Source organism: Pseudomonas sp. YuFO8, assembly GCF_035065025.1.
In the GTDB taxonomy this organism is placed as follows: Bacteria; Pseudomonadota; Gammaproteobacteria; order Pseudomonadales; family Pseudomonadaceae; genus Aquipseudomonas; species Aquipseudomonas putida_AE.
The window spans coordinates 43,521-62,225 of sequence record NZ_JAXDEQ010000016.1 but is presented as its reverse complement, the minus strand read 5'-3'; the positions used below and the strand labels follow the sequence as shown (position 1 = coordinate 62,225).

Here is an 18,705-nt window from a genome sequence, read left to right as displayed (position 1 = left end):
TCTGAAAAATAAAAAATTTGCTCTTTAAGCACTCGCTTTCGCTTCTGCCCATCTCTTACACCAAACAAAAATTACGAGGACACTTCGATGTCCCGTGGAGATAGCAAATGCCCAATCCCCGTAATAATTCACAGCAGCCAGCGCTGATCGAAACACGCTCGATCGACCATATTCCAGAATCTGAGCGGCATGGCAGTCTCTTTAGCCAGTTCACTCTTTGGTTGGGATGTAATTTGCAGATCACTGCATTACTGACTGGCTCCCTGGCTTTTGTACTTGGCGGGGATGTATTTTGGTCCTTGATTGGTCTGCTCATCGGCCAAATCTTTGGCGGGGCAGTCATGGCATTGCATGCCGCTCAAGGTCCAAAATTAGGACTGCCTCAGATGATCTCCAGTCGGGTTCAATTTGGCGTTTACGGTGCAACCATTCCGATTGTCTTGGTGGCTTTGATGTACCTTGGCTTCAACGCAACAGGAGCCATACTTTCGGGGCAGGCAGTTGCGCAGTTGGCGGGAGTCACCAACAGCACTGGAATATTAATTTTTGCTGGTCTCACGATGTTGATGACCATAATGGGATACCGATTCATCCATTTGGCCGGCCGCGCAGCCAGTGTCGTAGGAGTGGTTGCGTTCTGTTACCTTTTTGCGCGATTGACGCTTGATAACGACATCGGAAAATTGTTGGCTATTCGTCATTTTGAATGGGGCAGCTTCTTACTTGCAGTTTCGCTATCAGCCTCTTGGCAGATAGCTTATGGTCCGTACGTTGCAGATTACTCTCGCTACTTGCCGAGCAACACGTCCTCGTCGAAGACCATACTCGCGGTAGGCCTTGGGTCAGTCATCGGCGCCCAAACATCAATGGTACTCGGAGTGTTTGCAGCCGCATTGGCAGGATCAAGTTTTGCTGGCCACGAAGTATCCGTCATCGTTGGATTGAGCAGCACGGGGCTGGCCGCAGCGCTGATTTACTTCAGCATCGCATTTGGCAAGCTCACCATTTCGACGCTGAATGCGTACGGTAGCTTCATGTGCGCTGCAACGGTAATCAGTGGTTTCCGTGGTGACGTTGTGATTACCCAAGCCCAGCGTATAGGTTTTGTATTATGCATTGTAGGAGCCTCCACAGCAGTTGCACTGATCGGTGAAGATTCGTTCATCGGGACGTTTAAATCGTTCATCCTGTTCCTATTGGCATTTTTCACGCCATGGAGCGCAATTAATCTCGTTGATTTCTACTTCGTCAACAAAGGTCGATACAATCTAAATGCTCTCTTCGACCCTAACGGTCAATATGGTCGGTGGAACGCTGTCGGTATTAGCACATACGTTTTCGGTGTGCTGATCCAGATGCCGTTCATTGCAACGAGCTTATATACCGGGCCATTGGTTGAAAGATTGGGAGGTGTGGATATTTCCTGGATTATTGGCTTGATCATTCCTGGGCTCGCCCATTATATTTTAGCCAGAAAAGTTGTTGCTGCGGTACCGGCATCGGTTCGGTAATTACGATAACAAATCAGCTCATTATACAGCCTCGCATTGAGACGGACTCGTTCTATTTCAATGCGAGAGCTGTATCAAGTTTTTGATGGATGATCAGGTGGGACTTGTGCTTTAAGTTCTCCGTGATCTATGAGCGACTACTCATAATTATGCTTTTGGTAATCATTTCTTTACACTCTCCATGCATCAATCGCTCAATTAATCTAAAGCTATAATCATATTTCGTGAGCAGATCGAAATTATCGAAGGAGCTCATGGCCATTCTTGCTATGCAGTTTTTGAGATCGTCGCTCCTGCTTGAGGAAAGCCAACGTTCGGAAGAAGCATATCTCACACAGGTGAACTTCATAGCGCTCCCCATCATGGACAGTGCCATGGCCCCAGTTTGCTTGTAGGGTGCCGTACTGATGCCCGCCCATATCCAAGCCGGTCGAACAACAGCATACATCGCACCTCACATCAGTGACGGTGTCGACTTCGACTCTTCCGATTATTTTCATCGTTAACTCCAACAAAAAATCTTTACCTTGCCTTTAACATACAATCTCTAGGGCTGAGTATCACTGCAACGGTCGGTGTGCATTCGTTAGCTTTCGGTAATTTCACTCGCCTGTTGCATCGGCAGATGCTTGAGACCGCCTTCAAACAGGCGTACTGACCATTCCTATTGAACCGCGCCGATTGGCAGCCGTGCTTGCCGCTGCGTAACGCGCCTGCTGACAACAAGTTAAATCACTTAGTACTCATGATCGGATTTGGTTGCACCTAGCAGCGCATCTCGGATTTAAGGCTGTAGTCTACGGGGCTCGGCGATGGCCGATCTTTCGGGAGCGCAATGCCTTGGGGCGAGCATGCTTGCGCGAAGAGCGACGATGATTGGCACTGCTTTTTTTTTGCGCCGAAGAGCCGATTGCGGTGGGAAGCGCAGCATGGAAGAGACAGACCCGGGGCCTTGAGGTGATGTTATCTATGCAGACCCATTGCCAAGTGCCAAGGGGACCCAACCTTGTCCAGGGGGTTACTCGGCACCCACTTAGCCTAAAAATCAGTTCGTCTCTGTGTCATGGAAAGCCCAAGAAACAACTGAAACCATTCGTCTCTGCGACCTGCAAAGGATCGCAGAAACAAATGCGTCGACTCAGAATAGTGAGTTAGCCATTGCTGGGAAAAGCAAATTGTGCGGCCTCCTGGGTCGCACGCTTTAGCCAGCGCTGGGTGATGGCTTTGCGGCGTGTGTAGAAACGCACGCCGTCCGGACCGTAAGCATGAAGGTCACCGAACAATGAGCGCTTCCAGCCACCGAAGCTGTGGTAAGCCACGGGCACTGGCAGGGGCACGTTAACCCCAACCATGCCAACTTCAATCTCGTCACAGAACAGTCGAGCCGCTTCGCCATCACGGGTAAAGATGCAGGTACCGTTGCCGTATTCGTGATCGTTGATCAGCCGCATTGCTTCTTCCAGGCTACTGACACGTACGATACACAAGACCGGGCCGAAGATTTCTTCCTGGTAGATGCGCATCTCTGGGGTGACATGGTCAAACAGGCACCCGCCAAGGAAGAAACCGGACTCTAAGCCTGAGACTACCAGGTTGCGACCGTCGACCACCAATTCGGCACCCTCTTGTAGGCCGTCATCGACGTAACCTCGAACCTTGTCGCGATGTTGACCGGTGACCAGTGGACCCATGTCCAGACCGCAGGATGTGCCGGCACCAATTTTCAGAGCCTTAATTTGCGGAACCAGCTTGGCCACCAACGCATCGGCTACCTGATCGCCTACACAAACAGCCACAGAGATCGCCATGCAGCGCTCACCACACGAACCATAGGCAGCGCCCATCAGCGCGCTAACAGCGTTATCCAGATCGGCATCTGGCATTAGTACTGCGTGGTTCTTGGCCCCCCCTAGAGCCTGCACGCGCTTGCCGCGTTTGGTGCCTTCCGCATAAATATATTCGGCAATTGGCGTGGAACCGACGAAGCTAAGCGCTTTGACTTCTGGCGCCGCGATCAACGCATCTACCGCCTCTTTGTCACCATGCACTACGTTCATGACACCCTTTGGCAGGCCGGCTTCCAGCAGCAACTCGGCAATCAACAGAGTGGAGCTTGGGTCGCGCTCGGACGGTTTCAAAATGAAGCAGTTGCCGCAAACAATGGCGAGCGGATACATCCACAGCGGTACCATTGCCGGGAAGTTGAACGGGGTGATGCCGGCGACTACACCCAGCGGCTGAAAGTCGCTCCAGGCATCAATGTTCGGACCCACGTTGCGGCTGTATTCGCCCTTTAGAATTTCCGGAGCAGAGCAAGCGTATTCAACGTTTTCGATGCCGCGTTTGAGCTCGCCAGTGGCGTCCTCCAGAGTTTTGCCATGCTCCTGGCTAATCAGTCTGGCAATCCGCGCTTCATTGACTTCCAGCAGTTGCTTGAAGCGGTACATGATTTGCGCACGTTTGGCTGGCGGAGTGTTACGCCAGGCGGGGAAGGCTATCTGTGCGGCATCAATAGCTTTCTGCACGGTGGCACAATCGGCCAAGGCCACCTTTTGTATCACCTCACCGGTGGACGGGTTGAACACATCCGCCGTGCGGCCGTTGTTATTGATCAACTCACCGTTGATCAGGTGTTCGATAGGGCGCATATGGGGCTCCAGATATTTTTTTTGGTTGTCATTCAGGGCTGGGAAACAGCAAGGGGAGGTGATCAGTCGACCTGGTGCAAAATATCGCCGACAGCGTTGAACAAGCGGTCGAGCTCTTCCGGCTGGGTGTTGAAGGTTGGCCCAAATTGCAGAGTGTCACCGCCAAAGCGGACGTAGAAACCGGCCTTCCATAACTTGATCCCGGCCTCGAATGGACGAATCGTAGGATCACCATCGCGTGAAGCAATTTGGATTGCGCCAGCGAGGCCACAATTGCGAATGTCCAGCACGTGTTTAGAGTCTTTCAAGCCGTGCAGCGCCGACTCGAAAACCGGCGCAAGGTTGGCCGACTGTTCAATAAGGTTGTCGCGTTTAAGCAAATCCAGCGTGGCCAAGCTGGCGGCACAGGCCACCGGGTGTCCGGAATAAGTGTAACCATGAGCGAACTCAGTTATGTGCTCAGGAATCGCCTGGTTCATGAAGGTGTTGTAGATTTCGCTTGAAGCAATGACTGCGCCCAGCGGTATCGCTCCGTTAGTAATTTGTTTCGCCGTGTTCATGATGTCCGGGACGACGCCGAAGTATTCCGAGCCTGTCCATTTACCCATGCGTCCAAAAGCAGTGATGACTTCATCGAAGATCAACAGGATGTTGTGCTGCGTGCAGATCTCACGCAGGCGCTGTAGGTAGCCGACTGGCGGTACGATTACACCAGCGGAACCGGACATGGGTTCGACGATCACTGCCGCAATGTTAGAGGCGTCATGCAGTTCAATCAGCTTCAGCAACTCGTTTGCCAGCTCGACGCCACCCGTTTCGGCCATGCCTTTTGTAAATGCCAGGTGCGGTTGCAGGGTGTGTGGCAAGTGATCGACATCCATCATCTGACCGAACATTTTGCGATTGCCACCGATACCGCCAAGGCTAGTGCCAGCGATGTTCACACCGTGGTAACCACGTGCACGACCGATGAATTTTGTTTTGCTCGGAAGGCCTTTCAGGCGCCAATAGGCGCGCGCCATTTTCACTGCGGTATCAGCGCACTCTGAACCAGATCCGGTGTAGAACACATGATCGAGTCCAGACGGGGTCAGCTCTGTAATTTTCTCGGCCAGTCGATAAGAAAGCGGGTGACCGTATTGGAATCCTGGAGCGTAATCGAGGTTGCCCAGTTGCTTGGCCACTGCATCCTGGATTTCGTTGCGATTGTGCCCGGCACCGCAGGTCCAAAGGCCAGAGAGGCTGTCAAAGATTCGGCGACCTTGATCGTCGATCAGATAACTGCCTTCAGCACCAACGATGAAACGTGGGTCGCGTCGAAAGTTGCGATTGGAGGAGAAAGGCATCCAGTGAGCATTTAGCTTTAGCTGGTGAGTGGCCTCAGGGGTAACAAGTGAGAATTGATTCATGGGGCAAATCTCGGGTGTGGGATGTTGACGTAAGCTTGCGCCCAACCTATTGATGAGTTAAAGCTATAGGTACTTGTCTTCAGTTAAGAAAAAACTTGCGTATGCCCAAGAAAAACCCCCTGAGCCAGGTAAGTGATTTCGACCTGCGGCTCTTACGACTTTTCAAGACTGTGGTCGAGTGTGGAAGCTTTTCAGCGGCGGAAAGTATTCTGGGTATCACTCGATCTGCGATCAGCCTGCACATGAGCGATTTGGAGAAGCGCTTAGGTATGCGGCTGTGTCAGCGCGGACGCGCTGGATTCGCTCTGACGGACGAAGGGAGAGAAATTCTGCGCGCAAGTGAGACCGTACTTGCAGCCATCGAGGGATTTCGTAGCGAAGTTAACGAGATGCACCAGCAACTCCGCGGCGACCTCAATATCGGCATCGTGAACAATCTGGTAACTCAACCTAGGATGCTCATCACGCGTGCTCTCAAGGCGATTCGCGCCAAAGGTTCAGGGGTCAAGATCAACATCTGTATGAGCACACCCAGCGAAATCGAACTTCGGCTTCTAGATGGCCGGTTGCATATTGGGGCTCTTCCCCTGATCACACCCTTGTCAGGTTTGGATTACAGCCTGCTCTACGAGGAACGCTCAAGCCTGTATTGCAGTCGCGAGCATCCCCTATTCGGCCACTCCAGCGAGGTGGGCAATGATGAACTTCGAAAGACGGATGCTGTGGTACCCAGCTATCGTATGACCGCTGAGGCCATTGGATGGCACCAGTTGCTGAACTGTGCTGCTACGGCAACTGATCGTGAGGGAATTGCTTTTCTCATTTTGACCGGCAGCTACATTGGGTTTCTACCAGATCACTATGCAGCGACCTGGGTAGAGAAGGGCCTTATGGTCGCTTTGAGTCCTGATCGGCTTTTCTTCGATATCAAACTGGCCGTAGCCACCCGCAAAGGACGCAGGCAAAACCAGATACTCGATAGCTTTCTCGAGTCTCTACAGAACGCTGATTAAAACGCTGTACACCTCACCGATCCTTGTTTGAAAAAACTCTCCTCCAGCCACTGGATGTAAATCCTGGCGCATCGAACCAAAAAATTCCTGAGATATCCGCCGCTTCGTTCACCCATCTTCAACAGATTGGCCTTGGTCAGTCCGGTGCTGCTTGGGTGTTGCACCGAAAGATGCGGCGAAGTCGCGACTTCATCCGTGCTGTTTTGCAAAAGTTAGCTTTCGTCTTTGGTAATTGGTGTAGCGCAACCGGCCGCCTATCTTGAACTGGCGTTAACACCCGACAACCATCGGGCGTTGCTCAAGTGCTCTGTCCTACAAGAAGCGATTTCGCTACCTGCCAATAAAAAACGAGCCTGGGAACAATCATGAAACTTCACGAACTTTTCGGTTACGACCGTCACGGTACAGTCACCGTTCTCGACACTGCACTCAATAAGGGAAAGCTCAGCACCAAGGACGTCAGTTTTTCCGCGTTGGGCTTCAACGCACCGGCCTGGGTGGCCGCCTCGTCGATGTCGATTCTCTATTCGATTTCCGGCCATCAGGCGCCGCTGGCGATCTTGATTGCGTTTTTTTTTCCCATGCTGGTGCTTGCCGTGTGCATGGTGTCGCTGACGCGCCAGGCACCCTCGGCGGGGGGCATTTTTACTTTTTGTTCGCGTTTCCTGCATCCGGATATCGGCTGCATTCTGGGCTGGACCTATGCCGTAGCCTGCATCGCGGTAACGCCCATGTGTGCGTTGATAGGTACTGAGTATATCCAGGCGCTATTTCCTTCGCTGGGTGGCGAGCTTAACGCGAAGATCATCGGCACCTTGTTGATCGTGACCTTCTTCGCGGTATCGGTGCGCGGTGTCGGCGTGACCGCGAAGCTCGCCAGTACCTTTCTGATCTTTGAAATTGCCGTGGTAGCTGGACTGGGTTTCATGGGGTTGATCCATCCTCAGGTCGAGAACCTGTCGCTTACCTCGATGTATTCCCTGCAAGGCGCCGGGGGTCTGGCCGCGATTGGCCCGGGCGTGCTGTTCGGCGTGTGGATGCTGGCGAACTTCGATTCGGCCATCAACTACATAGAAGAGGCGCGCGTGCCGGTTCGCACTGTGCAGCGTTCGCTGTTGATCGTTCTGACCTCGGCGTTCGTTATTTACAGCCTGGCGGCCATCGGCTGGCAATACGCTGTTCCAGTGGAGCAACTGGCTGCCATTGTTGAAAACGGCAACGGGGGGCCTATCGCGGCTGTCGCTAATGTCTACCTGCCACCGGCCATGGCGTGGCTGGCACTGTTCGTAGTGATTACCTCAGCGTGCGCCGGCCTGCAGATATCCTCCAACTCGTCGGCGCGCACCCTCTATCGGATGAGTGAAGAGGGGCATCTTCCAGGTGCATTTCGCGTGGTCAACCGCTTCAAGGCGCCGTGGTTCACCCTCGGCCTGGTGTCACTCGCCGGCATTGCGTTGCTCTGGTGGAAACCGCTGGACAAGATCGTTTGGTACTACGAGGTGGTCACGATCACCCTGGTGATGTCCTACATCTCGGCGCTGGCGGCATTCATGGTCATGACCTGGAAACAACACAAGGCGCTCACCGCAACGCTGCTTTCTATCCCTGCATTGCTGGCGCTGTGTGTGCTCGCCTACATCGGTTACACCGCTGGGGCCAATCCGGTCTCCCCGGAGGATCTCTATACCGCTTGGTACCTCGGTGGGCTGTCGCTGGTTAGCGGCGTGCTGATTGTGCTCTCGGGTAAACGCCGACGGAGAACCGTTGGCGCGATGCCGGCGAAGGCATGAGCCTACCCAGAAATCCCTTCTTTTATCGTCAGTTAATCTGCTTGTAGCCAGGAGTAATTTTGATGGCCAATGATTTCCCGCAACCAATGGATGCCTCCGTCATTCCACGTTTTGCAGGCATCCCGAGTTTTATGCGTCTGCCCATCTTCACCAATCCGGCGGACGTACAAATCGCCTTGCTAGGCGTACCGTGGGACGGCGGAACGACCAACCGGGCAGGCGCCCGGCATGGTCCACGCGAGGTGCGCAACCAGTCGAGCATGATGCGCAAGGTTCACCACGTCAGCCATATCGCCCCTTATGACCTGGTGCGGGTCGGCGATCTAGGCGATGCGCCGGTCAATCCGATCGATCTGGTTGACTCGCTCGAGCGTATCGAAGCGTTCTATCGACAGGTCCATGAAGTCGGCACGGTGCCGTTGTCTGTCGGAGGCGATCATCTGGTGACCCTGCCGATCTTTCGCGCCATCGCAAAGGACCGGCCCATCGGCATGGTGCATTTTGATGCCCACTCAGACACCAATGACCGGTACTTCGGTGACAACCCTTACACCCATGGCACACCTTTTCGTCGGGCGATCGAAGAAGGCTTGCTCGACCCTAAACGTACGGTTCAGATTGGTATTCGCGGTTCGATCTATTCGGCCGAAGACGAAGACTTTGCCAAGGATTGCGGTATTCGTGTCATCCATATGGAAGAGTTCGCGGACATTGGCGTTGCCGCAACCATTGCTGAGGCTCGGCGTGTGGTTGGAGACCAGCCGACCTACGTCACCTTCGATGTCGATGTATTAGACCCGGCATTTGCTCCGGGGACTGGTACACCTGAGATCGGTGGCATCACCACGCTGGAGGCACAGCAACTGATTCGAGGCCTTCAGGGCCTCAACCTGATCGGCGCAGATGTAGTCGAGGTTTCGCCGCCTTTCGACGTGGGAGGAGCTACATCGCTGGTAGGCGCGACCATGATGTTCGAGTTGCTGTGCATCCTCGCCGACTCGATCAAGCGCCGATCGTAGGAGGGTTGGGATGACTACCTGGCCTGAGAACAAACGTTTTGCCGTGACCTTGAGTTTTGACCTGGACGCCGAAAGCGGCTGGGAGCCTTCTAGTCTTAACGGCCGCCGGCTCTCACTGCTATCCATGGGAGCCTATGGCCGCCGTGTCGGTGTGCCGCGCCTTTTGGAATTGCTTGCGCGCTACGGAATTCGGGCGCAGTTCTACATTCCTGCCCGGGTAGCGGAGATCGACCCCGATGTGGTGCGCAGCATAGCCGCTGCGGGCCACGGAATTGGCTGCCACGGTTACTTTCATGAGCGTGTCGATGAGCAAACGCCTGAGCACAATCTGCAGATCCTCAAAGACTCCAAGGCGCTTCTGGAAGCGACTATCGATCGCCCCGTCACCGACTATCGTGCGCCATTGTGGGAGTTAACTCCGGACGTCGTTGAATCGCTCATCGCCTTGGGTTTTCACAGCGATAGCAGTTTGATGGGGGATGACCGGCCGTACCGTGTAGGTAGCGCGGAGCAGAGCCTGCTGGAATTGCCCGTTAGCTGGTTGCTAGACGACTGGGAGCAGTTCGCCTATTCGGCGGAGCCTGCAGTGGGCGGTGTTATCGAGGATCCGGAAAAGGTCTATCGCATGTGGTTGGCGGAGTTGGAAGGGGTGCGCCACTACAAAAGTCATTTCATTTTGACCATGCATCCGCAGTTGATCGGCCGCCCATCCCGCATCGCCATGCTTGAGCGTCTGATCCAACAAATTCTCTGTTATGACGACGTCTGGATCTGCACACCTGAAGATGTCTACTTGCGATGGCAGGCGGGCGATCTAACACTGCCGTTGCATCCATATTGAGGATGACTCATGAACATATTGGTAACCGGGGCCAACGGATTTCTTGGCCAAGAAGTCGTGCGTCAACTTTTGAATGAGGGCCATGAAGTCGTGGGCTACGACCGCAGCCTGATTTGCGCCATTGAGCATACTGCTTATCGCTATGTACAGGGTGACCTTGCCGACTTGGCGAGCTTGTTGGAGACCTGTCAAGGGCGTCCAGTCGACGCGATCATTCATACAGCGGCCATCTCGCACCCAGTCGACTCGCGGCGCATTCCCCTGCAGACGGTGTTGACTAATGTACTGGGCACCACCCATGTATTTGAATGTGCCCGACTCAGTGATATCTCTCGGGTGGTCAACCTCAGTTCCGAATGCGCATATGGTCCCAACCGGGACATGAACGTGGTCGATGAACGAGCGCCTCTTGAACCGACCACTCCGTATGGTTGTACCAAAGTGTTCACTGAAAAGCTGGGACAGGTTTACAGCGATCTGTACCAGGTCAGCGTGGTGTCCCTGCGCCCAGGCTGGATCTATGGTCCCGGTCAGTTTATGCAGTGCTATCTCAAAAGCCTTCTGAGAAGCGCAATCGACAACGAGCCCTGGCATGAGGAAGAAGGTGGTGATTACTGCTTCCAGTACGTGCACGTCGTGGATGTCGCTCATGCCTGCTTACTGGCCGCAACTGTTCAGGAAGAGCAGTTACGCCAACGAGTATTTAACGTAACAGCTGGTGAACAGGATAGTTATCGCGCGGTCGCGGCTCGGGTCCAAAAGGTCTACCCCAATTCCCAATTCAGCATCGGTCCAGGGACTTTGGACGTGTTGGATGAAAATGCTCGTTTCAACATTTCGGCGGCAATCGAACAACTGGGCTACCGCCCCCGGTTTGACCTGCATGAAGGCATTGCTATGTATGCGCAGTGGCTTGAGCAGCATCCATACTAAATTGCCTGAGATTTGAGGACGTTCATGAAAACTTATCTGGTAACCGGTGCTGCCCAAGGGATCGGCTTTGCGGTCGCGCATATGCTTGGTGAGCGCGGTAGTCTTGCTGTTCTAAACGACCTGCAGGAAAGCCCGGCACTTTTGACCTTGGCCGATGAGCTTAGGGCGCGTGGTGTGGAGGTGCGTCTTGCCATAGGCGATGTGTCGGACCCCGAAACCGCAGAACGCGCGTTTGGAGGCCTCGAACGACTGGACGTTTTGATTAACAATGCAGGGTTCTTGCAGGAGTCAGCTCTGACTGAGCTGAGTTTCGAGGAATGGGATCGAATGATCCGTGTTCATCTCTATGGTGCGTTCTTATTCTGCAAGCCGGCGGCGACCTTGATGAAACGACAAGGCAGCGGTGCCATCGTCAATATAGCGTCTGATCTTGGACAGCTTGGGTGCGCTAATCTTTGCCATTACTCTGCTGCAAAAGGTGGGATTATTGCGCTGACTAAGTCTTTGGCGAGAGAGTTGGCGGCTGATGGCGTTCGGGTAAACGGGGTGGCGCCGGGTGGCACATTGACGCCGATGGTCGAACGCTTGGGCGAAGCTTATATTCGCGAAGAAGCCTTGCGTTACCCAATGCTTCGGCTGGGAACGGCCGAAGAAGTAGCTGCGGCTGTGGTGTTCTTAGCCTCGGATAATGCCAGCTTTATGACTGGACAGATCCTCGGCGTCAATGGCGGCGGCGTGATGAACGGCTGATTGCTGTCGGACGACATAAACGAGGAGGAAGCGGCATGCTGGTGAATTTGACGGACGTGGATCTGCGCATGCTTCGGATTTTCTGCTCGATCGTAGATGCCGGAGGCTTTACTGCCGCACAGGTCCCCTTGAACACCAGTTTGTCGCGCCTCAGCGTGCTAGTGCGAGACCTTGAGGTCAGACTCGGCTACTCATTGTGCAAACGCGGGAAAAGCGGCTTCCAGTTGACCGAAGAAGGCGAAGAAACATACGCCGCGGCCCAAGAACTATTCTCTAACATCGGGCATTTCCGCCAGAGAACCGCTGTGCTCAGTGGGCGTCATCGAGATTTGTTACGTATCGGCACGGTTGACAGCCTGATCACCCTTACACACAGCCCTATACCTGCTGTTATTGCCCAGCTACGCGCCGCGCAGCCTAGCGTCCATATCGACTTGCATGTCATGCGTCCCGATGAGCTTGAGCAGGCTGTGCTCGAAGAGCGCATACAGGTTGCTATTGGTGCGTTCCACCACCGATTGTCCGGACTTCACTATCAGGCGCTGTTCGAAGAAGAGCAGAATCTTTACTGCAGCAGCGGCCACCCTTTTTTCCTGCGCTCGGATCAGAACCTGACCTTTGAAGAGTTAAGTGCGGCTGACTATGTCGATAGAGGCTATGTCGCGGAGAATAAACGACCTTGCGAGCTTAGGTTCGCCAGCGCGGTCAGTGCCTTTTCCATGGAGGCCATTGCACTCCTGATATTGTCGGACACCTACATTGGCTACCTACCCACCCACTATGCAGCGAGCTGGGTCGAGCGTGGTAGGCTTAGGTCGATCATGCCGCAGAGGTTGGGCTATCGGTCCGCCTTTCATTGCATCACCCGCCAAGGCGTAGAACAAAAAGGCACCGTGAGCGGGTTTCTCGATGCCCTTACTGCACATGCGGAACTTCATTTGTAGGCCTCCAACCAAGGCCTGCCATCGTTCGACTATAGAAATTGTGGGTGGCATGATGAAAGAAGCGCAAAGAAAGCTGGCCATTACCGGCTGGCGACAGCTCTTTACTCTGTCCGAAAATCGCATCGACGCTGAGGACAGGTACTACAGACTGTTGAGGTCTGCTGACGACATGGAGCGCGAAGGCCTGATTACCAGCAACGAGGTGGCTCAAGCTCGCTCAGCAAGCCGGGACGTTGTTTTCTAGCTCCGCAGAGTGCATGACTGGGCCGAAGTAAGGGCAGATTTTGCGTGGTGTCGATCTAAACGATGATTTGATGAAAGTCTGCTTATGGCCGATTGTTGCCTGTCGAAACTTAGCGAAATCGACCCATTGCAGCCGGTCGGCGCTGGCAGAATTCGGCCAATTTCGGTTGATACCTAGTATTTAGTCGGATCGCGGTACTTGATCTGATCGCCCTCCCGGTCATAGCTCAACTTTCCGAGTTTGCGCGTCAATGGTTTCCCTGTCTCGCCAGTACCCGCCGGTTGATAAGCATGGGTCACGATGAAGTAGTACTCTTTCGACGGGTCGTGCCCGTCCTCCAACAATATTTTCAGAATCGCTCTGACGACAGATCTAGTGTCTTTGGCAACCTCGTCGTAGTTGGTCAGCGTGGCATCTTCTCAGTAGTAGAGCGCCGTTCGCACATCGGTTTTTCCCCCATCAAGCATCTCGATCCTGTCCCATTTTTTAGGGAATTTATCGAGGACTTTGATCAGTCGCTGATGGAAAGCCTGCTTGGCGTCCGCCTCATTCGAAGCAGTAACTTGGCTAGAGGAGGATTGAGTAGGTATTTCTGTCTCCGCTGCCATAACGTGGCACCAATGCCAGCAGGCACACAAGAAACAATTTGGCCGGTTCGGTCAGTTGAGCGTTTATTCCTCATTCTCCCATGACCTATTTTTTATACGGCTTTATCCATCGTTCAGATTTTTTCTGGGGAAACCACCCACACGCTGCAGGGCAACTTGTACAGCAGATGCTCCACCGTGCTGCCAATTAAACGCTCCATGCCTCGATGTCCAACACGTCCCATGACAATCACATCGATGTCGTAGGCCTGCGCGTAACTGGAAAGCACTTTGGCCGGATTGCCCATGATCATGTGCTGGTGTTCCGGCGGAATACCGTTGCGCTCAGAAAGGTTTCGAAACGCATCAGCCTGCGCGTCGAACAGGGTTTTGGCTTTTCCCGAGGAGAAACACCCTGAGCCATTACTGAAACCGAATTCGTCCGCACTGATGCTTGAGAGGTCATGCGCGTAGATCACGTCCAGTTCTGCATTACAGGTGCTCGCCAGTTTGCAGGCCTCACGCAAAATTCTGTCGTTGAAGCCTTGGTATTCGTCATCAGAATGAAACGGGTCGACGGCGGCGACGATCTTGCGCGGCAAGACATTGTGCAAATGACTGACAAAATGCAGGGGCACCGGGCATTCGCGAAGCAGGTGGATATCCAGTGGCGTGAACATCAGGCGTGACAACAGAGATTCGTGCTCCAGGGCCTTGATCAATACGTCCATCGGCTGTTCTTTGAGATGAATGAGGATCTCCTGCAACGGCCTTTCGACCCAGACGACTTCAGTGGTGACATGCACACCGATCTTGCGCAAGGGGCGGGCCTGGTCTTCGAGCCACTGGCGATGACGCTCGACATAGCCCAGTCGCATCTGCTCCAGTGCCTGTTCGTTGACCATTCCGGCTGTCGCCAGTCCTTCAAGGTAATCGAACGCCACAATGTGCAGGGCGGCGCCCGAAGCTTTGGCCAATGCGGCGGCACGGTCGAAGGCTGGGCTGTTTTCCATCAATGGCGAGGCGACCAGCATGAAACGTGATTGATCAGTCATGACAAATCTCCGGTAGGTAATGGTGCAATCGCTCGCCCCAATGGCTGCGGCGTTATTGAGCAGTGAAGCCTTGAACCTAGCCTGCCGCAGTGCAGGGCATCGGGTTTGATCTTTATCAAAGGGAGGGGAAAGGATGGTGTTGCCCGACGCACGGTTGTCCGGGCTTGGTCCAGTGTCGAAATTGTTGACCATTATCAATCTTTCGTCTGGCTCCCCGGCGCAGTCTTTGGGCTCTTACAGACCTTGGCATACATAAGAAAAGGAGGATCACCATGGCAACCATGAGAGCGGCTGTTTTCGTCGAAAAGAACCGGATCGTACTGGAAGACAAGCCTATCCCTGAGGTCGGTCCTCTGGACGCATTGATCCGTATTACCACCACCACGATTTGCGGAACCGATGTGCACATCCTGCGCGGTGAATATCCAGTGGCCAAAGGGTTGACCGTGGGCCACGAGCCGGTTGGCGTTGTTGAGCGGCTGGGATCGCAGGTGCGCGGATTTTTCGAAGGGCAGCGGGTCATCGCCGGTGCCATCACTCCCAGCGGACAAAGTTACGCGTGCCTGTGTGGCTGCGGTTCACAGGATGGTCCAGATACCCGCCACGGCTTTCGCGCCACCGGTGGCTGGAAGTTCGGCAACATCATCGACGGTTGCCAGGCCGAGTACGTGCTGGTACCGGACGCACTTGGCAATTTATGCCCCATTCCCGATGGGCTCGGTGACGAGCAGGTATTGATGTGCCCGGACATCATGTCCACCGGATTTTCCGGGGCTGAGCGGGGTGAGGTAAATATTGGCGATACCGTTGCGGTGTTTGCCCTGGGGCCCATCGGACTCTGCGCGGTCGCGGGTGCGCGGCTTAAAGGCGCGACGACGATCATTGGCGTGGATACTCTGGCCGAGCGCATGAGCGTCGCACGAAGTTTGGGTGCAACCCATGTCGTCAATTTCAGGGACGGCGACGTGGTCGAGCAAATCATGGCGCTGACCGATGGCCGTGGTGTCGATGTTTCCATCGAGGCACTGGGTACGCAGGGCACGTTCGAATCCGCGTTGCGGGTTCTGCGTCCGGGTGGTCGACTCTCGAGCCTCGGCGTCTACTCCAGCGATCTGCGCATTCCCCTTGGCGCCTTTGCTGCAGGGTTGGGCGATTACAGCATTGTTACTACCCTGTGCCCGGGTGGGAAGGAGCGCATGCGTCGCTTGATGGCGGTGGTGCAGAGCGGTGGTGTGGACCTGTCGCCGCTGGTGACCCACCGCTTCAAACTCGATGATATTGAAGCGGCCTATGAATTGTTTGCCCACCAACGGGACGGTGTCATGAAGGTCGCGATTACGCCGTGAGGCTGTGCGCGCTGATTCTCGAAGCAATACGGAGATCTCTATGATCATTGATATCGCGGAGAAACCGGCAAGCCATTGCTGGGTCGTGTGCATGGATGCCTTTAAAGTGAACTTCAACAGCCTGGGAGAAGCGCAGGCATTTGTGGGCCTGCTCAAGGCACGTATCGCGGCACCACATGTCTGGCCAAGTGGCGCTGGTCTGGCAAATGACGCAAGACAGATGCCCGGCCGTCAAACGGCTAACGCCAATGGCAAGCGTGTTTGCGCCGACCCCGTGGAGTAACGATGTGGGCCATTTCAGGGCGCAGTTCAAGCAGATGACAACCCAATGAACTCAGCCATTGGGCTGACAGGTGCAGCTGCAGCGCTGGGGATTGGCATGCTCATCGGTCTTGAACGCGAACGGCACAAGGGGCAGGGCGAGACCCGAGCTTGTGCCGGTTTACGGACGTTCGCCATTACGGCGTTGCTGGGTTATGTGGCGATGCAGGTCGGTGGTGGTTTACTGGTGGGCATCGTGGCCATCGCTTTGGGATTGCTCGTCACCGTAGCTTATTGGCGAAGCCTGAGCGACGATCCCGGGGTCACCAGCGAAGTGGCGTTGTTGACGGTGTTAGTGCTGGGTGCGTTGTGCGCCACGAGCCCCGAACTGGCGATTGCTGTCGGCGTGGTGCTGGCGGGACTGCTGACTTATCGAGAGAAGCTTCACCACTTTGCCCGCAGCCAATTGACTGATGCGGAGCTAGGTGACGGCCTCATCCTCTTGACGGCTGCACTGGTCGTGCTGCCTTTGGTGCCTGACCGTTTTATCGGCCCCTATGCTGCGATCAATCTGCGCACTATTTGCAGCCTGACCGTATTGCTTATGGCGGTGGGAGCGGTTGGGCATATCGCCGTTCGAACCTTGGGAACCCGTTATGGATATGCGATCAGCGCCATCGCCTCCGGGTTCGCTTCCAGCACCATGACGATCGCTGCCATGGGCCATCTCGTCGCCCGGCAGCCGGACAATATCAAGATCCTGAGCGCGGCCGCGATCCTGTCCAATTTGGCTACCGTTACGCAGGTTGGCCTGATCCTGGGGGCGGTCGACCCCGGTTTGCTGCGCCATATGTGGGGGCCATTGATGTCCGGAGCCGCCGCCACGGCGTTATATGGAATAAGCCTGATGTTTCCCAAACCAGCGGCCGTGACCAACCAGCCGATCGAAGTCGGTGGGGCGTTCAACCTCAAACTGGCGCTAATCGTCACATTGACCATGACCGGCATCACCTTTGTTTCGTCTGTGATGCTCAGCCATTTCGGCCAGGTGGGCGTGATGTTGACGGCCACGTTCAGCGGTTTTGCTGATGCGCACGCCTCCACGGCGTCGATTGCTACGCTGGCCAAGTCCGGTCAGTTGCCCTTCGATGCCATTGTCGGGCCTGTGCTGATTGCAATCAGCAGCAACTCCATCAGCAAATGCGTGGTGGCGTGGGTCAGCGGCGGGCGACACTTCGCCGCTTACGTGATCCCGGGCCAAGTGTTGCTGACCCTGGCGTTGTGGGCGGGGATGGTTTTGCTCTGATTGAGATCGTGCGTCTAACTGATAAAGATCAAGTGGTCGGAACAGGGAGCAATCAATCTGAGGTTCTTCTCCTTAGTTGAAATGGCCGAGTGCCGAGGTACCCCATGTCGCAATCTCAGCGTTTACTCTTGATCGCTCCTTCAGCCATGACTCGGACACCGGCATTCGACCGGGCTGCGGCGTTGGCGCTGGCGATGCAATTGCCAGTGCATATCGTGGCGTTCGACTATTCACAGGCCTTGGCAGTGGCCGGGTTGTTCGCCCCGGAACAATTCGCGCTGGCCCGGGACGGCTATCTGCAAACACATCGCCAATGGCTAGCCGATCAGGCCGGATTGATGAGCAAGCATGGCGTCGAGGTCAGCAGCGAAGTGGTGTGGGTACAGCATCCTTACGAGGAGATCCTGAACTTCATCAATGAGATGCCGCTGACGCTGATCATCAAGGACGCAGAGGAAGAGTCGTCGTTCAAGCGTGTGTTTTTCACACCGCTGGATTGGCAGCTGCTGCGTGATTGTCCTGTGCCGGTGCATCTGGTGACGACTCCGTTGAATGCCCGGCCGCGCAACGTACTGGCCATCATTGATGTGTTGCGCAATGAGGATCAGGACCATGTGTTCAACGATCAGATTATCGACGCGGCGACGAAACTGGCCGCAGTCTGTGGTGCCACTCTTGAACTGCTGCATGTGTATGACTGGACGGCCATATACGCCCAGGACATGGGCTTTGCCGCGCTGCCTCTGGCCTCCGGTATCTATGAAATGTTGGGATCGGCTCAGCATGAAGCATTTGCGGCCATTGCCGAACGCCACGGCGTGCCACCGGAGCGTCGTCATTTCATAGAGGGCGCCCCCGTGCCGAGTATTTGTGAATTTGTCTCCGAGTACCGCATGGATGTCATTGTCATGGGTACGGTGCAGCACAAGGGCTTGAGCAAACTACTGGGCACTACGGCCGAACAACTTTTGCATCGGGCGCCGTGCAGTGTACTGGCGATCAAACCGGGAAAAATGCTGAAATCGTGAGGGCTTGATCGCCCCGCGAT

17 protein-coding genes are annotated in these 18,705 nt (G+C 54.9%); 13 read left to right on the top strand and 4 right to left on the bottom strand.

Translation table 11 applies throughout. From position 1 onward, the window contains the following. The first annotated feature begins 107 nt into the window (after positions 1 to 107). Positions 108 to 1,511, top strand: a complete 1,404-nt coding sequence (locus SOP95_RS16220; RefSeq protein ID WP_323607613.1) for a purine-cytosine permease family protein — start codon at positions 108 to 110, stop codon at positions 1,509 to 1,511. A gap of 1,151 nt (positions 1,512 to 2,662) precedes the next feature. Here SOP95_RS16220 and SOP95_RS16210 read toward each other — a convergent pair. Further along, positions 2,663 to 4,159 (bottom strand): CoA-acylating methylmalonate-semialdehyde dehydrogenase, encoded by a 1,497-nt coding sequence (locus tag SOP95_RS16210; protein WP_323607612.1) that lies wholly within the window; start codon positions 4,157 to 4,159, stop codon positions 2,663 to 2,665. 62 nt (positions 4,160 to 4,221) lie between these two features. Continuing rightward, a complete protein-coding gene (locus tag SOP95_RS16205) occupies positions 4,222 to 5,568 on the bottom strand; it encodes an aspartate aminotransferase family protein (protein ID WP_323607611.1) in 1,347 nt (448 codons plus the stop codon). A gap of 101 nt (positions 5,569 to 5,669) precedes the next feature. Here SOP95_RS16205 and SOP95_RS16200 point away from each other — a divergent pair, with 101 nt between their 5' ends. The 8 genes from SOP95_RS16200 (at position 5,670) to SOP95_RS16165 (ending at position 13,102) form a co-directional block, all read left to right on the top strand. Continuing rightward, entirely contained in the window at positions 5,670 to 6,581 is a 912-nt protein-coding gene (locus SOP95_RS16200; protein WP_323607610.1) for a LysR family transcriptional regulator, read from the top strand. 365 nt (positions 6,582 to 6,946) lie between these two features. Further along, the gene (locus SOP95_RS16195; RefSeq protein WP_323607609.1) at positions 6,947 to 8,371 is read left to right on the top strand and encodes an APC family permease; all 1,425 of its coding nucleotides are present in this window, start codon (positions 6,947 to 6,949) and stop codon (positions 8,369 to 8,371) included. 62 nt (positions 8,372 to 8,433) lie between these two features. Further along, positions 8,434 to 9,390, top strand: a complete 957-nt coding sequence (speB, locus tag SOP95_RS16190) for an agmatinase (RefSeq protein WP_323607607.1) — start codon at positions 8,434 to 8,436, stop codon at positions 9,388 to 9,390. Positions 9,391 to 9,400: 10 nt separating this feature from the next. Beyond that, positions 9,401 to 10,231 carry a polysaccharide deacetylase family protein gene (locus SOP95_RS16185; RefSeq protein WP_323607605.1) on the top strand — a complete coding sequence of 277 codons (831 nt, stop codon included), beginning with the start codon at positions 9,401 to 9,403 and terminating at the stop codon, positions 10,229 to 10,231. Positions 10,232 to 10,240: 9 nt separating this feature from the next. Beyond that, on the top strand, positions 10,241 to 11,164 hold the full coding sequence (locus SOP95_RS16180) for an NAD-dependent epimerase/dehydratase family protein (protein WP_323607604.1): 924 nt from the start codon (positions 10,241 to 10,243) through the stop codon (positions 11,162 to 11,164). 24 nt (positions 11,165 to 11,188) lie between these two features. After that, positions 11,189 to 11,914, top strand: coding sequence for an SDR family NAD(P)-dependent oxidoreductase (locus SOP95_RS16175; RefSeq protein WP_323607603.1), 726 nt, complete (start codon positions 11,189 to 11,191; stop codon positions 11,912 to 11,914). A gap of 35 nt (positions 11,915 to 11,949) precedes the next feature. Continuing rightward, a complete protein-coding gene (locus SOP95_RS16170; protein WP_323607602.1) occupies positions 11,950 to 12,858 on the top strand; it encodes a LysR family transcriptional regulator in 909 nt (302 codons plus the stop codon). A 52-nt stretch (positions 12,859 to 12,910) separates the two neighbouring features. Then, on the top strand, positions 12,911 to 13,102 hold the full coding sequence (locus tag SOP95_RS16165; RefSeq protein ID WP_323607601.1) for a hypothetical protein: 192 nt from the start codon (positions 12,911 to 12,913) through the stop codon (positions 13,100 to 13,102). Positions 13,103 to 13,521: 419 nt separating this feature from the next. On the opposite strand, the gene SOP95_RS16160 is transcribed toward SOP95_RS16165, so the two are convergent. Then, on the bottom strand, positions 13,522 to 13,710 hold the full coding sequence (locus tag SOP95_RS16160; protein ID WP_323607600.1) for a hypothetical protein: 189 nt from the start codon (positions 13,708 to 13,710) through the stop codon (positions 13,522 to 13,524). Positions 13,711 to 13,823: 113 nt separating this feature from the next. Continuing rightward, the gene (locus SOP95_RS16155; RefSeq protein ID WP_323607659.1) at positions 13,824 to 14,744 is read right to left on the bottom strand and encodes a universal stress protein; all 921 of its coding nucleotides are present in this window, start codon (positions 14,742 to 14,744) and stop codon (positions 13,824 to 13,826) included. Between the two features lie 272 nt (positions 14,745 to 15,016). Between SOP95_RS16155 and SOP95_RS16150 the strand changes: the two genes are divergently transcribed. From SOP95_RS16150 to SOP95_RS16135, 4 genes are all read left to right on the top strand, one after another. Then, the gene (locus tag SOP95_RS16150) at positions 15,017 to 16,090 is read left to right on the top strand and encodes an NAD(P)-dependent alcohol dehydrogenase (RefSeq protein ID WP_323607599.1); all 1,074 of its coding nucleotides are present in this window, start codon (positions 15,017 to 15,019) and stop codon (positions 16,088 to 16,090) included. 40 nt (positions 16,091 to 16,130) lie between these two features. After that, positions 16,131 to 16,373, top strand: a complete 243-nt coding sequence (locus SOP95_RS16145; protein WP_323607598.1) for a hypothetical protein — start codon at positions 16,131 to 16,133, stop codon at positions 16,371 to 16,373. A 45-nt stretch (positions 16,374 to 16,418) separates the two neighbouring features. Beyond that, positions 16,419 to 17,657 (top strand): MgtC/SapB family protein, encoded by a 1,239-nt coding sequence (locus SOP95_RS16140; RefSeq protein WP_323607597.1) that lies wholly within the window; start codon positions 16,419 to 16,421, stop codon positions 17,655 to 17,657. A gap of 104 nt (positions 17,658 to 17,761) precedes the next feature. Beyond that, positions 17,762 to 18,685, top strand: a complete 924-nt coding sequence (locus tag SOP95_RS16135; protein WP_323607596.1) for a universal stress protein — start codon at positions 17,762 to 17,764, stop codon at positions 18,683 to 18,685. The last annotated feature ends 20 nt before the right edge of the window (positions 18,686 to 18,705 follow it).